This is a genomic window from Mesorhizobium sp. M0598 (assembly GCF_040320865.1).
GTDB lineage: Bacteria > Pseudomonadota > Alphaproteobacteria > Rhizobiales > Rhizobiaceae > Mesorhizobium.
The window spans coordinates 1-14,476 of sequence record NZ_JAMYQL010000045.1 but is presented as its reverse complement, the minus strand read 5'-3'; the positions used below and the strand labels follow the sequence as shown (position 1 = coordinate 14,476).

The 14,476-nt window shown below is 62.8% G+C and carries 14 protein-coding genes and 1 pseudogene; 3 read left to right on the top strand and 12 right to left on the bottom strand.

Going from position 1 to position 14,476, the window contains the following annotated elements; all coding sequences use genetic code 11:
- The 10 genes and pseudogenes from NKI59_RS31395 to NKI59_RS31350 form a co-directional block, all read right to left on the bottom strand.
- Window positions 1–2,283 carry an HNH endonuclease gene (locus NKI59_RS31395; RefSeq protein WP_352708475.1) on the bottom strand — a complete coding sequence of 761 codons (2,283 nt, stop codon included), beginning with the start codon at window positions 2,281–2,283 and terminating at the stop codon, window positions 1–3.
- A 344-nt stretch (window positions 2,284–2,627) separates the two neighbouring features.
- Window positions 2,628–2,942, bottom strand: a complete 315-nt coding sequence (locus NKI59_RS31390; RefSeq protein WP_352708474.1) for a Bbp19 family protein — start codon at window positions 2,940–2,942, stop codon at window positions 2,628–2,630.
- Window positions 2,939–4,681, bottom strand: coding sequence for a portal protein (locus tag NKI59_RS31385; RefSeq protein ID WP_352708473.1), 1,743 nt, complete (start codon window positions 4,679–4,681; stop codon window positions 2,939–2,941). The genes NKI59_RS31390 and NKI59_RS31385 overlap by 4 nt, the downstream gene beginning before the upstream one ends.
- A 184-nt stretch (window positions 4,682–4,865) precedes the next feature.
- A complete protein-coding gene (locus NKI59_RS31380) occupies window positions 4,866–6,029 on the bottom strand; it encodes an acyltransferase family protein (RefSeq protein ID WP_352708472.1) in 1,164 nt (387 codons plus the stop codon).
- A gap of 525 nt (window positions 6,030–6,554) precedes the next feature.
- Entirely contained in the window at window positions 6,555–7,148 is a 594-nt protein-coding gene (locus NKI59_RS31375; protein ID WP_352708471.1) for a hypothetical protein, read from the bottom strand.
- 116 nt (window positions 7,149–7,264) lie between these two features.
- Entirely contained in the window at window positions 7,265–8,290 is a 1,026-nt protein-coding gene (locus tag NKI59_RS31370; RefSeq protein ID WP_352708470.1) for a methyltransferase, read from the bottom strand.
- Between the two features lie 148 nt (window positions 8,291–8,438).
- Window positions 8,439–9,188 (bottom strand): annotated as a pseudogene (locus tag NKI59_RS31365) (phage terminase large subunit family protein); the annotation flags it as partial.
- A gap of 387 nt (window positions 9,189–9,575) precedes the next feature.
- A complete protein-coding gene (locus NKI59_RS31360) occupies window positions 9,576–10,124 on the bottom strand; it encodes a terminase large subunit domain-containing protein (RefSeq protein WP_502901136.1) in 549 nt (182 codons plus the stop codon).
- Between the two features lie 79 nt (window positions 10,125–10,203).
- Entirely contained in the window at window positions 10,204–10,608 is a 405-nt protein-coding gene (locus NKI59_RS31355; protein ID WP_352708468.1) for a hypothetical protein, read from the bottom strand.
- Window positions 10,609–10,611: 3 nt separating this feature from the next.
- Window positions 10,612–11,016: a hypothetical protein gene (locus NKI59_RS31350; protein WP_352708467.1), complete on the bottom strand. Its 405-nt coding sequence runs from the start codon at window positions 11,014–11,016 to the stop codon at window positions 10,612–10,614.
- Window positions 11,017–11,390: 374 nt separating this feature from the next.
- On the opposite strand from NKI59_RS31350, the gene NKI59_RS31345 reads away from it, so the two are divergent.
- From NKI59_RS31345 to NKI59_RS31335, 3 genes are all read left to right on the top strand, one after another.
- Window positions 11,391–12,209: a class I SAM-dependent methyltransferase gene (locus NKI59_RS31345; protein ID WP_352699827.1), complete on the top strand. Its 819-nt coding sequence runs from the start codon at window positions 11,391–11,393 to the stop codon at window positions 12,207–12,209.
- Window positions 12,210–12,494: 285 nt separating this feature from the next.
- The gene (locus NKI59_RS31340) at window positions 12,495–12,707 is read left to right on the top strand and encodes a hypothetical protein (protein ID WP_352594205.1); all 213 of its coding nucleotides are present in this window, start codon (window positions 12,495–12,497) and stop codon (window positions 12,705–12,707) included.
- A gap of 74 nt (window positions 12,708–12,781) precedes the next feature.
- Entirely contained in the window at window positions 12,782–13,087 is a 306-nt protein-coding gene (locus NKI59_RS31335) for a hypothetical protein (RefSeq protein WP_023675713.1), read from the top strand.
- A 71-nt stretch (window positions 13,088–13,158) separates the two neighbouring features.
- Here NKI59_RS31335 and NKI59_RS31330 read toward each other — a convergent pair whose 3' ends face one another.
- Window positions 13,159–13,512, bottom strand: a complete 354-nt coding sequence (locus NKI59_RS31330; RefSeq protein WP_352638345.1) for a hypothetical protein — start codon at window positions 13,510–13,512, stop codon at window positions 13,159–13,161.
- 300 nt (window positions 13,513–13,812) lie between these two features.
- On the bottom strand, window positions 13,813–14,244 hold the full coding sequence (locus tag NKI59_RS31325) for a DoxX family protein (protein WP_352708466.1): 432 nt from the start codon (window positions 14,242–14,244) through the stop codon (window positions 13,813–13,815).
- Between the last annotated feature and the right edge of the window lie 232 nt (window positions 14,245–14,476).

The following is a 14,476-nucleotide window of genomic DNA, read 5'->3' as shown; positions in this document are numbered from 1 at the left end:
TTATTGTTTTCCCCACAAAGAAAATCCTCCTCGGCGATCCGGGTGTAATGTCTCCTGGAAGGTACTCCCACCATCATGTTGGGATCTAGGGACAAGTTGCATCACACCGGGTTCTGCGGCGTGGTGCCAGCTAAAGTCAGGAGGCGCGGTCCGGGGAGCGAGCCCTGTCTGCGTTCGCTGAAGATTGACCCCCTGATTCCGCAAATCCTGAGCGAAAGCCGTTTCTCCTTCCATCGTTTGCAATAAGGATTCGTTGGCAGCTTGGTAATGTACCTCGCGCGAGAAGCCCGGATACAAGGTCGGGCTCAACCTCATTTCAAAGATCACACTATAGAACTGGCCTGTCGGCGCCCGAATTGCTCCGGTACCCGCATCTTCTGCGGCAAGTTCGGACACGCGCTTGTTGGCAACGAGGCCTTCGGCGCGCTTCGCGGCTCCCGAACCGACCGCTTCGATTGCGCGCGTTATCCCTTTCTCGGTAACAGCAGCTCGACCAACCCCGGGCCATGGTATCGACCAGCCCAATGCGTCAGATCCCTGATGCATCATCAGATTTTCATCGCGGTTCGACGGCTCGTAGTAAGCACCCGTGAAATCAGGCGGGCTGAGTGTTGCCTGGGTATTGCCGTCGGCGGCCAGAGTAACCAGTTTGGCCGCAAGTTCAGCTGCGCCGATCCCCGCATTGGCGGCCGCCTTGCCAAGACCTTTGGCCTGCGATGCCAACACTGCGCGCGTCGACATAGGCTTGTAGCCGGCCTCAACCGGCATAATCCAGGCCAGATCGGCATCCGCCAGTTGCCGGGCCACGCCTGCTCGAGCGGCAGGGCCGGACGTTCCGGCAAACAGCGTGCTTACTTTCGCGTTTATGTCCTGCTGGTACATGCTCGCGCTGTCATAATTATCGGAGAGATCACGGATAATGGACAGCGGCACGGGCTGAGGGTCCTCAATACCCAATTGTTCCTGCGCGGCGACAGACATGGCTATCGCTTTGTCATAGGCGTCCTTGTCATAGCCGTTCGGGTCCTCGAGTCTGCCACCGGTCACCGCTTTCCATGCGGCAGCGATATTGGGAAACACTTCGCTGACGTAGCCCCCGCCATCGGTTCGTCTGTGATTCATGACCAGCCCTACCGCCGCGGCGGTCGTCTCACGGCGCGCCTGGTCTTCCTGCGAACCGTTCGGCCCGGAATCGGCATCGTGAAGGGCGGCATGGATCGCTTGGTTCGGCATGGTGCGCATGCCGAAAACCTGCCTACCGACATCGGCTCGCCAGTCGAAATCCCGGAAGCGTTTGTCGCCCTTGTCGAGCCCATAGGCGATCCTGAAGGCGTCCCGGCCAGGCATCTTGCCGGAATAAGCGCCAGTCCGTGCGATGGCGTCCGGCGCGTTCTGCTCGGCGAGACCGATGTTGGTGCGAAGCTCAACCTGCTGAGCAGTGTTGGCCGCCTGCGCCTGTCGGATCAGCGCTGCCTGTTCCTGTTGCGGAAGGTCGTCCCTGAACGCCTGCGCCACCCTTTCATCAGGCGTCTGCTTGCCGACGCGGTCACCCTTCGCTGCCGCATTGGGCGCACCAAAGGCGCTGGAGCCACCCAGGGCCGCGGCGGTGTCGTCCTTGGTTCGGCTTCCAGCCTGCGCAGCACCCAACATCTCGGCAGCCCGCTTCGGATCCTGGGCGATCATCGCTTGAACCAGCGCCTTGGCCGTATTGCTGCGCCAGGCGACTTCCGCCGCTTGTCGGGCAAGCGGGTTGCGGAGTTTGGCGATCAGGTCAAAGCCGTTCTGCCGGATCGCCTCGAAGTTCTCGGTGTCCTTCGGGTTGCTTTGCGCGATGGCACTGGTTGAGATGTTATCGACCTTGGTCCACTCGGCCTGCTCATATTCGTCGCGCCGCTGAAGCTGCCTCGCAGCCATGCGTAGTGAGCCGGCCTCGCGCATGGCCTCCTTCTGCCTGGCGAAAGCGGTGCGCTGACTCTCGGGTATTTTCGGCAAGGCGTCGTCGAACAGCGTGTCGAACAGGCCAGGCCTGGTGACGAGGCCGGCGCGCGGATCGACCTGGCCGTACATCGTGTCATGCAGGCCTCCGCCATCGGCCGGCGCATTCGCCACCACCTCGTCTTCCGCCTGCGCGATCTGGCCGTTGAACCGACGCCGCGCTAGTTCAGCGTCGAACGCTTCCTGCTGCTGCTTCTGCTGCTGATAGCGCTCTGCGACGGCAGAGAGCTCGTCGCCAAAACCCTGCATCGCCCTGCCGATCGGCGACCCTTCGGGATAGGAGAGCACATTGCCGGTATCGAGCCGGCGCTGAGCAAGCTGGAGAGGTATAGTCGCCATTTAATATTCCTTGCCCAAGGAGCCCGCAGACTCGAACTGCCGAAGATCACCGCGCGGTCGGGCGCCGCACCGGCGATCCGGCCGGGTCCTGCCGCCTTCGTCGGGTCATGAATTTTGGAGAGGTCGCCAATGAGGAATTGGCCGACATTAATGATGCTCAAAGCCGACGGGCGTCGGCTAAACGGGGATTGGCCGCGGCAACCTATGGTGATCCTGCTGTGAACTGGCCGAGGTCGCCGGAATGATCAGCCGAAGTGGGTCATGGCCTCCGCAAGGCCGGCGCTCCTAAGCCCCTACGCCTCCAGCCTCGCCGCCTTCTCCAGCGCAGCCAACTGCGCCTCGTCCAGCATCAAAAACCCCATAATATGCTGCACCACTTCGGCGCGGGCATTGCTCAGCGCGCTGTGCAGCTCGAAGCCGTTCGGCGTTTTGGTCTTGGCCAGCCACTCGCCATAGGACGGGCGGCGGTAATAGCCGGTCACCGCCGTCAGGTCGGCCAGCACCATTTCGCCGTCCTGGCCTGAGAACACCCTGAGATAGGCCTTGGCTAGCGCATCCTGCGCTTTGGCCGGGCCGCCGGCCTGGCTGGAATGGGCGAAGCGTTTCATGCGCCCTGCCCGCCCGAAGCATCTTGCGCAGCCTGCGGCATCAGCCCGCCGAGCCCGTCGAGCAGGCCGCTGTCGCGCGCCTGCACTGCCGCCGGCACGGCATCCCTGGCGACCTTGCCGGCGGCAGCCAACGCCGCCATGCCGGCCTGTTCAGCTTGAGCCTTGGCTCTGGCATCGCGTATTCCCGCCACTTCGTCCTGGCGGCGAAAAATGCGCTGCGGGCTGCGGCCGGCGCCCTGCACGATCTTCAGCGCCTCGTCGCCGTCGATATTGTCCATCACGCCGGGATCGAACTGCGCCATCTGCATGGCCGTGGTGACAACCTGGATGGTGTCGCGCGCCTCGGCCGAACGGCGCAGCACGTCGAGCGGGCCGGTGAAGGTCGGCCGCAGCGCCTTGCCGGCAAGGCTCGCCGGCGGCAGGAAGCGGCTGTCTTCCTCGTAAAGTCCCTTGTCTTCCAGAATGCCCAGCTCGCGGTCGAGATTAGAGGCAAAGCCGGCCTGGATGATCGAGCCGGAGGGGCCGAGCAGCGCGCCCTTCTCCTCCTGCCGGATCAAGGCTTCGGTCGCCGTCATCTGCGGGTTCTGTACCAGCGTCTGGAACAGATTGACGAACATCATGTCGCGGATCTCCTCGGCCCGGCTGTCGGCGTAATTGAAGGCATAGGTCGGGTTCTGGCCGGTGGCGATCGGCGCAATCAGCGGCCGGCCGGCATCGTCGATGAGGCCGGGATAGTTCTCGCCGGGATTGAGCACCGGCACATAGTCGAGCCTGGCCTTGGAGGCGGTCGCCGGATCGGTGATCTGCTGCAGCGCGCGCAGGCCGGAGCGCCGCACGGCGTTCTCCTCGCGCACCGTCGTCAGTGCCTCGATGGTCGGCGAGATGCCGTAGGGATCGCCCTCGTAGCGGCGCCAGTTGAAGCACGACACCGGGAACGATCGAAAACCGCTTTCCCCGACGATCGCCTCCTCGTCCTCGATCACATGATAGGAAGCGAACGCGGTATCGAGATACTGGTAGGAGCCGCTTAGACTGTACATCTTGCGCTCGTCGCGCGGCTGGATGCACTGGATCAGCGAGATTTTTGTCTCGCATTTGGCGGGGTCGTCGACCAGAATCTTGATCCGCGCCGGCAGTCTGTCGTAGCCGAGCAATTGCGCCGCCTGCCGCGCCGTGCGCTCGTAGCGGCGGTGGAAAATATCGACCTGGCCCCAGCGGTTGCGCGAGAGATAGCCCTCGACCACGGGGATCGAGGCATAGCGGATCAGCGTGCCGCCAAAGCCTTCCTCGGCATAGAGATAGGCCGGGCCGTAGCGCACGACGTTGCGCAGGCAGGCCTGCGTTGCCGGCACGAAATTGGAATTGGCGGAGTAGCGCAGCGAGAACAGGAAATCGCGCAGCGCTTCCGCCCATTCCTTTTCCTCGTCGGTTTCTTCGTCGTTGATGGCCGCGGTCGACAGCCCATGCCATTTCTCCGACTGCGGGATGATCAGGCTTTCCAGCCCGGCGGCCAGCCGGTTGGCGGCCGAGTTGATGGTGTTGGCGTAGACACGCGCACCGCGCCGCTCCTGCCGCTCGGCCTGCGAGTCCGTGCCCGCGTGGCGGCGGCCGCTCCACATGTCGGGCGCGTCGGGATCGCAGAATTCGGACACCGCCTCCCAGACATGCTCGTACTGGCTGCGTTCGCTCTCCAGTTCAGCCTGTCGCGACAGGATATCGCGAGCACGGGAATCGCTCATGGTCAGCCTCGCTTGATAAATTCGATGGGAAAAAGAAAGAAATGGCGGGACGCCGAAGCTGCCGATCTCCCCACTTGAGGGGGAGATGTCCGGTAGGACAGAGGGGGTCGTCTCGCGTGGATCGGCGACCCCCTCTGTCGCCTTCGGCGACATCTCCCCCTCAAGGGGGGAGATCGGCAGCGCCTTATTCCGCCGGCGTCGTCTCCAGCGCGGCTTTGCGCCCAAAGCGCTGCACCACGAAACGGCCCATCTTCTGGCCGGGTACTTCGATCAGCGTGTAGGTGATGCAGGACAGCAGGCACACCACCGGCAAGACGACGACGGTGACGATCGCGAAGCGCAGCGGCGACGACAATTCGTGACCGAACTGGGTGATGACCAGAGCTGCCACCGGCTGGAGAACCAGTAGATGGATCAAATAGATGCTGAAGGAAAGCTCACCCATCAAATGAAAGAACCTGTTGGCGAGCGTCATGGCGATCTTTCTGGCCACGATGCCGGCCATTCCCGGCAGCATCCGGTAGAGAACCAGGGCAAAGAACCCCAGGACGAGCGCTTCGCGCATCAACAGCTTGCCCAGCCCATAGCCGCCGCCGAAGGGCAGCGCCGCCAGCAGCATGGCCAGTGCCAGATGCACGAAGGGCCGCTTCTGCCTTTGATGGACGACGCCCGCCAGCAGCATCCCGCACAGGAAAATCTGCATCTTCAACGGCAGGAACGACGGCATCGGAAAATGCACCGACAACTGCCCCATCAAGAACACGATCGCGCTGCCGATCGCGGCGGTCAGGATGGCCGCCCATAGCCAGTCAAGCCTGCGCACCAGCAGCATGATGGCCGGAAACAGAGCGTAGAACTGCATCTCCAAGCCCAGGCTCCAGTCGGGCAGCGGCGTGCGATAGGCGAAATTCGGCACCAGGCCGAACAGGAACAGCAGATGGGCGCCGATATTCTTCAGGCCGCTGTCGAGATAACGCTCGGGCGCCTGCGGCGACCTCAGCAGGAAGTCGTCGATGACCATTCTCGACCCGTAGAGATAGGGGCCAAGCGCCAGGGCAACGAACAGCATGACGTAGAACAGCGGCGCTATCCTAAAATAGCGGCGGGTCCAGAATTTCAGCCAGGTTTCCGGCCTTTGCCAGGGCTCCTTGTCCTGGCGCAGCTGGTAGTGGAACACCATCAGGAAGCCGGACAGCATGATGAACAGATCGACGCCGAGGTCCGGTTCGCCAAGAATAGGAAGCTGCCAGCCGGTCAACAACAAGCAGTGCCCGATGAGCACCCAGATCGCGGCAAGCGCCCGAAGCCCGTCCAGGCACTCGATGCGCGATGACCGGGCTTCTGTCATGCCGAACTCCTCGATTGCCATGTTGCAATGCAGCATGGCGGCTGAGGGAGGAATGTCAACCGTGCGGAAGGAACACGATTTGCGCTGTGCTGTTACGGAAGCTGTGCTGTTACGGAAAACGCGGAACACCTGAGGGCAATTGTAGAGGCATGCACTTGAACACCCCCTCTGTCCTGCCGGACATCTCCCCCTCAAGTGGGGAGATTGGCAGCTTGGAGGACAGCGCGTTTTCTGCACCGCTCGAAAATTGGCGAAGACCGAGACGACAGCCAATCTCCCCACTTGAGGGGGAGATGTCCGGCAGGACAGAGGGGGGCGCGAAGGATCGCGGCTTACGCGATCCCGGCAGGCAAGCTCCCGTCTATCTCTTCAACAACCGCGCGTGCCGGCGCCAGTACCACCAGGCCAGCACCCGGTTGCGGAACACTCTTCTCATGGCGCCCATGTCACACCCCCAGCAGCACGCGGCGCTGGCCGGTCAGCTCACTGGGCGACAGATCGGTCTTCACCGTTCCGGCGGTGCCGTCATTGGCCGCCAGCTGGGCCCGCAACGCTGCCTCGCGCGCCTGCACGTCCTTGTCGGCAATGGTCGGTGTCGGTGGCAACGGCTTCAGCGCCGGCGGCTTTTGAAAAAGGCACATGGTTTTCTCCAAAGTGAGAGGCTCTTGTCCAGTCGTAGAGCAGAAAATCCTCGCCGTTCCGGCCATAGCCCGGCAGGCGGCAGCGTTGCGTCGCGCCCAGCCGGGCAAGCCAGCGCAGCGCCAGTTGATTGGCCGCCAAGGCGCGGGCCTCGACACGCCAGGCGCCCCGCGCCGCAACTTCAGGCCCGAGCACGGCATGAAAGAATTCCGTAATCCCAGGCACGCAGCGCCTCATGCGGCGCGTGCCCCAGCTCCAGGCGATCCACAGCCCGCTGCGCTGCTCGGCAGCGCCAAAGCCGGCCTCCGGATTGCCGTCGAGCTCGGCGACGTAGGCAAACCCCTGCAGCGCCGTCAGCGCCAGCAGCGCCGGCGACCACTCGTCGAACTGGCAATCGATCTCGGCCCGGTCTTCGGGCCGGAGGTTGGCGGCGATGTAGGAGAGATCGCGCAGCGTGCCGGGAATGATGCGGATTGTCATGCTCGGCGAACCTTACCGTCCACTGCGGCGCTAGAAGGCGGCGGTCGACCTTGCATGCGGTCCAGCATTTCAATCAGCCCGGCCTCGACCGAGCCAGCGAACAGGGTGCCAAGCCTCTACTTATAAGCCACTGCTGCGCTTGCAGGTCCCGCCAACGGAATAATCTCGCAGCGACTAAACCCTGCCTCTTTGCACCACTCGGTGAACTGGGCGCCGGTGAAGTCAAACGCCTCGCCAAATTCGATCAGCATGTTCAGCGACATCATGAGACCGAAGCCGTTTTGCCTGCGTTCATCGTCGATGATGTTCTCGATGGCGACCAGCGCGCCGCCGGTCGGCAATGCACGATAGGCCTTGGCGATCAGCATTTTCTTGTTCTCGAGATTCCAGTCGTGAAGGATCATTCCCATCGTGATGATGTCCGCCTTGGGGAATTCGTCCGCGAAGAAGTCGATCGTCTCGGCGATGACCCGGCCGCCGAGATTGCGCTCCCTCAAGCGCCGTTCGGCGATCGGCTGCACATCGGCGAGATCGCACGTCCGGCATTGCATGTGCGGATGCCGCGCCGCGACGATGGCCGAAAGCTGCCCGGTTGCGCCGCCTATATCGGCCAGCGTCTTATATTTGGAAAAGTCGAATTTCTCGGCAAACGCCGTGAAATTGCCCATGGAGATGCCGCTCATCGCGTCCATGAACTGCTCCAGGCGCGCCGGGTCCGCATAGAGCTCGCCGAACATCGACTTGCCTGTCTCCTTGATCTCGTTTTGAGGCTTTCCGGTTTGCAATGCCGGTGTGAGATCGCCCCAGAACCGATACAGTCGTGCGTTCGCCATCTCAAGGATTCCACCGATGTATTGGGGGCTCCGCTTGACCAGGAACAGCGCGGTCGATGGCGTATTGCCGTATTTGCCGGTTTCACCGGCGCCGTCCCTCTGCAGCAATCCGAGCGCGACGAGGGTGTCGAGAAAATCATACGTTGCGCGCGGATGCAGCCCCATCGCGCCTTGCAGTTCGAGGCCCGTTTTGGGGCCGTCCGCAAGCAGCGAGAAGAGTCCCAGTTCCACGGCGCTCAACAATGTCTTGGCTGGCCAGAACCCAAAGCCAATTTGCAGTATGTGGTCTGGAGAAATTCCGTTTTGCATCTGATCCTCCCCTATCGGCGAATGCCCCCGTGAGGCCACGCCGATGCGTCCCTTGAGCGGGATCATTCGATGCTACACCACGTCCACGGACGTTCACTACAGTTTTCCAATCGGAGCCGGAGCGCATTGCCTCCCTCCCCGATTTTCCTCACCGAAACGCCCCCAGCGGATCGGCCTGCCCGGCCTTCCGCCGCGCGGCCTTGAACAGCGCCGGGTCGACCACCGCTTCCCTCAGCATCATCACGCCGTAGCGTGTCGCCGCCATCAAATCGTCGCGCAGCTTCACCACCTGGCCGTCCCTGCGGTGATAGAGTCGGAACTCCTCGAACCACGGCAAAAGCGTCGAGAACACCTTGAACCGGCCTGATTGCATGCGGTCGAGCATCTCCATCAGCCCGGCCTCGACGGACACCGAACCGTCGGCGAACTGCGCATGGCTGGCGAGCATGTTCAGCCCATGCGCGGAATATTGCCTGGCAAGTGCGGTGCCAGCACCTTCCAGTGTCTCGCGGCGGCCGTCGCGCGGCCATGCCCATGGCAGCCAATCGCCCCACGGTTTCAGCGTCAGCGCCTGCATGGCGGGCGTCTGCTGCGAGGCACGACAGGCCTTCGTGACATAGACGACATCGGCTTCCGTGTCCCAGGCGAGCTCGACCGCGGCCGAGGGATGGTCCCAGCCGAAATCGAGTGCGCCGAGCCTCGGCCAATAGCGCGGCAACGGGAACGGCTCGCAGGCGATCAGTTCCTCGGCCACCGGAAAGATGCGGCCGGAGCCCAGCACCGGAATGCCCTTGGCCCGCGCCTCGCGCTCATGCGCCGGATAGGCGGCAATGATCTCGGCGCGCTGCTCCGGCGTATAGTGCTCGGCATCGTCGATGGTCATGAAGGTGACGTGGCGGGTCATCGGATTGCCTCCCGGATTGCGAGTGCGGCGGTATGGCGTTGTTCGGGCGCGGTTTTTTCGAACCGAAGACCGGGGAGCTTGCTGACAACCGGCGTTCCCCCTCTCCGTCTCGGCTTCGCCGAGCCACCTCTCCCCCAATGAAGAATTGGGGGCGAGGAACGCTAATCACCGAGAGTCGCGGCCCCGCCAAGCTTGGGTTCCTCGCCCCACGGAGTGGGGAGAGGTGGCTCGGCGAAGCCGAGACGGAGAGGGGAATTGCGCCGACCTGTGCAGACAACAATCGAGAGAGCCAGCGTCTGGTGCTTGCCAAAGTCCCCTCTCCGGCCGCTGCGCGGCCACCTCTCCCCACTTTGTGGGGCGAGGAACCCAAGTCCTGCGATGTCACTGTCCCATCCCTCCCACCTCCTCAGCCGACAAGAACAACAGCACCACATCGCTCATGCCGAGCAGCGGCGTGAAGGTGACCATGGTGATGCCGCCGGTGGCGTTGGTGCGGGTCAGCCCTTCGGAATAGATGTCGAGCGGCGGTTCCTCGTCGAACCAGACGCCGTGCAGTGTTTCGCCCTGCCATTTCTCGCGGCCCTTCTCGTAGCTCTTGAACGACAGCACCGATTCGCCGGCCTGGACGTCGCCACCGCCGCCCCAGCGCACCACGACGCTGTCGAGCGCGCCCGGCGCGCGCCCCGCCATCGTGCTGACGAGGGCGTCGGCCGGGATCATGCCGGTGCCCCAGGCCGCCTGCTGCTGCGGCGGGCCGATGAGGATGCGCTGCGGGTTGTCGCGCGTGCTTTCGCCGGTGACGCCGGCCGCCCACATCCGAACCGGACAATCGAAAACCTTGCCTTGCCACCAATCTGGATAGCGGCCGGTGAGATGCATCGCCCACTCGGCGCCGCCGGCCCTGGTCTTGCCGAGCTGGTTGCCGGCCATGAACAGGCGCTCGCGATTGGTCGCGCCGGCTGCATGGAACTCGGCCTGCCGGGGATAGGGCCGATAGGCGGCAAGCTGGTTAGTGCGGCGCCTGCGGTCCAGCTCCGCCAGCAGGCTGAGATATTCCGTCCTTGCCGCCCGGCTCTGCGAGGCCTTTTGCGAAGCCCGGCTTCTCGAGGAACGGCCTAAGGACGGCTTCGAGGCCGCGGATGCGCTGCCTGATTTCGTCATCGCTCAATGCATCCAGATTGTTGATGTTGACACTAAGATCCTTGGGCAGGACCGACAGCACGAGCTTCAGGTACTGATCGGGCTTTTCGGCGCGCACCTCGGCGATGACGCCGGCGCCATGGGCGCGAAAATCGGCGCGGATCGCCTCGAGGAAACCGTCGGCCAGCGTCTTCCTCGCCCGCCTGGTTCGGCCGGGCTTGCCGGGTGCTTGATCGTGCGGCTGCGGATCGCCGGTGGAAGGAGCCTTGGCCATGCCCTACTCCGCCGTCCCGGCGGACATCGGCTTCTTGTTGCCTGGCCGCACGATGCGCTTGCGCGGCCTGGCCTTCTTGCCGGCGCGTGCCGACTTCGGCTCCCGCGGCTGGCTTGCCGGTTTCGCATCAGTCGTCGTGCCGGGCTTCATCGCACCGGCGTCAGGCAAGGCATTCAGCCTTGCCCTGAGAATTGCCACCGCCTTGTCGTCGAGTGCTCCCGACGGGAAGCCGAAGCCGCCGACCGCATCGACGCTACCGCCGCGCACCATGCCGATCCGCACGCCGGCGGCGACCTGCTCGAAGCGGCCATGGCGTGCATAGGGTGCGGCGCCGGCGAACTCGCCAATAGCGCTGACGACCTCGCGGCCGTCATCGTCGGTGATGATGGTGGCGTAACGGTTGGACATGGGGATGTTCTCTGAAATGGGCGCACGGGCGCGTTGGGAAATCTATGGACGATAGGTGGTTGCGGACCGGCATAGTCGGTCGCGTTCATTCGCGCCGACATGCCTCGGCAGCACACGCAACATTCGGTCGAACAGGAGCCCGAAACAAAAAACCCGCCTCGGCGGGCGGGTCGTTGGAGCCAATTAGCACCATAGCCAGATTAGTAGCATAGCTGCCGGCACAAAGCAAGAACAAAATGTGGCGCGGTGGCAGAAAAATGCGCTGACGACCTCGCACCCTCGTCGGTGAACGGCTGCAAGGAGGGGCGAAAAAGGCGGGCATTGCGTGAGACTTGCGTTGATGGGATGGTGGTTGCGCTTGAGGGGAACGCGTCATGGGCAATGTCACCAGTCACTACGGCAGCGACGGCATCGTCGATCGCATATTGGCCGCGATCCCGGACGCCGACCCGGCCGGAAAACTCGCGGCCGCGCAACTCTATCCATTCGATCAGCTCCATGGCCGCGAACTGATCGCCACGCGGGAGCATGCGGCCCGTCTTGCGCCTTCGCCGACAGATCGGATCCTGGATATCGGCAGTGGCATTGGCGGGCCGGCAAGGTTTCTGGCCTCGACCTATGGCTGCCAGGTCGACGGCATCGACCTGACACCAGCCTTTGTCGCCGCGTCGAGCCGACTGACCGCACTCAGCGGACTGGCAGACAAGGTTCGCTTCCATCAGGCCGACGCAACGAAACTGCCTTTTGGCGACAGCACCTTCGATGCGGCGATCTGCTTCTATGTCGGCATGAACATCGAGAACAAGGCCGCGGTCATCGACGAGGCCTGGCGCGTGCTGAAACCGCGAGGCAGGCTGATCTGGACCGAAGCCGTGCTCGCCGGCGGCGAGCCCTACTATCCCATGCCCTGGGCGGTTTCTGCGGCGACCAGCCACCTCGCCGATCGGGAAAAATTGAAAACCCTGTTCGTCGATGCCGGATTTCGCATCGACGAAATCGTCGACGAAACCGGCGAACATGTTGAGCTGGCGCTGAAGAGGGCCAATTCCGGCATCGTGCCCTCGCCGGCGCAGCAGCAGGCAAATGAAGTCGTCATGGGCGCGGAATTCCTGCAGCGCCGCCGCAACTACATCCGAAGCCTGAGTGACGGAAAACTCGCCTCGCTCGCCGTGATCGTCTCCAAACCGGCCTGAAAACAAAAACCCGCCTCGGCGGGCGGGTCGTTGGAGCCAATTAGCACCATGCCCAGATTAGTAGCATAGCTGCCGGCACAAAGCAAGAACAAAATTCACCTGAGACGCGAAAAAATGTGAGAATACCCCTCGCCTGCTCGCTTTGGTGGCGCCGCGCGGACCATTTTGAATTCGGCCTCGTTCCTTCGACCGGCAATAGAAATTTTGCCCAGAACCGCTTGTTGCATAGTCAATTCAATGCTTTGCTGCACGCGTTGGTTGAGGACGCGGAATCAAGGTGTCGACATGGAAGACGGTTCGAGCTCTCTGCTCGGCATTATTATCAGCTGGCTCCCGATGGTTCTGATGCTCGGGGTGTTCGGATATTTCGTCATGAAACTGGTGCGCGTTCAGCGCGGGTCAGTCGCGGCTCTCGAGATCATTGCGCAGAAGCTGAGCGACATCGATGCTCGCCTGGCCAAGAACCCTGCAGAGCCATCGCCACCCGACCGGTCGTAGACTGCCCCGCTGTCCCACACTGGATCGCAACACGCGCTGGCGCGTTTGAACCCTAGCCAATGGGAGCAAAAGCCATGAACGTCGCCAATCTGCAACTCGAAGGCCTGCTGATGGCCATCGCATCGATCAATCAGGTCCTGGTCCGCAAGGGCGTGCTCTCCGTCGAGGAGATAGACATCGCCTTGCGCAAGGCCGAAGCCAGCGAGACCAACGAGGAAAGGTCCGAAGGCATGTCGGCGTCGAGCCGCGACGCCGTCAACTTCCCGATCCGGTTGCTGGAGTTGGCCAATCAATGTCAGCCGGAGACGGACATGCCGTCCTTCTCGAAACTGGCACGCATGGTCGGTCAGATCAAGGAACCTTACAACGACCAGATGTGACGCGGCGATCATAACTGACGCCGCGACAACGGCTTGCCGCGCCGGGGTGGCAAGACTGCTGGCAGCGGCTGCTAGCGGCCCTGCAGGATCTTGATCAACTTGCTGCTGTCGGCCCCCGGCGAGGAAAGCCTGCGGTAGTCCGCGTAAGTCAGCCTGCCATTAGCAACGGCATTAAAGAGCCGGTTACAAAAGGCGCTATCGTATTTTGCGACACTGACATTCATGATTGCTGCGTAAGTCTTCCTTTCGTTGAGCGGCGTGGACCTCTCGCGTGCAATGCATTCGTTGATCGCCACGCGCTTGGTGACAGGGCTGCCTTCAAGCGTGGTATGCATCGTGTTGAATTCGCCTTCGGTCAAGGTAGTGCAGCCGGCAAGCAGAGACGCGCCGATCATGGCGGCAGCAAAACGCGTGGCGATGTTCATGAATTCCCCCTCAAGACCCAATGTCTTGCTTAGCCCGCCGAAAGTTGGAAGTACAGAGGGAATGCAGGCGCATCTACAAAAAGCATAAACCTCGAACGCTCGTACTTTAGCTGTCGCTTTTATTGCGCGCGACCTGCGGATGGCCGGAATGACGGTACCCGGCCGCTCTCGATCGTCACGACGATGCTGGTGCGGATCGTGCTGCCGATCTGGCCCTGGTCGCGGTCATAGACCCGACCGGGATCGTCGCAGCCACCCTTCTGAGCGCCTTTACGAGAACGCCGGATGCGAGATTGGGGATCATCCCCTGCCAAGCCTCAGCGCCAGGACCCTGCCCGGCCCGTGCACGGCGGCGAACAGCAGCCCGGCCAGGAAGGTGAAGTGATCGACGAAGAAGCCGAACTCGGCCTGGTTGCCGGCCCAGTGCGACGGCCCGTGGAAGGCAATGCCGAGGAACAGCACATAGGCGCCGGCGACGAGTGCTGCCCATGAGAAAAAGGCGCCAGTCAGGAAGCATAGGACGAGGACGACCTCGAGCAGGGCTGCGCACCAGGCCAGGAAGAGCGGGAACGGAAACCCGGCCGCCGCGATATAGCCGGCGGTGGCGCCGATATCGATGAATTTGAAGATCACGGCGATCAGGAACACGGCTGCGAAAATCAGCCGGCCGATGAGGATTGCCGCGGTCTGCCACGGCGACTGAACGGATGATTGAGCGGTTTCCAAGGTCATGATGTCCTCCCAAGAGTTACGATGGTTGTGCCCCAAGGACGCACCACCAGCCGCAAGCCCGACATCATCCCCCGAAAAACCTGCAGGATACAAGCGCGGCACCAAAGTGGCGCCTTCCCTTCTCCCCTTTGTTTGGACCGGAGACATCGCGAACAGATGTGCGAGGACATCGCGAACAGTTTTGCGCTTTTGCGCGAGGGGGTTCGGGATGCCATTCGAGGACAGAAGCGTG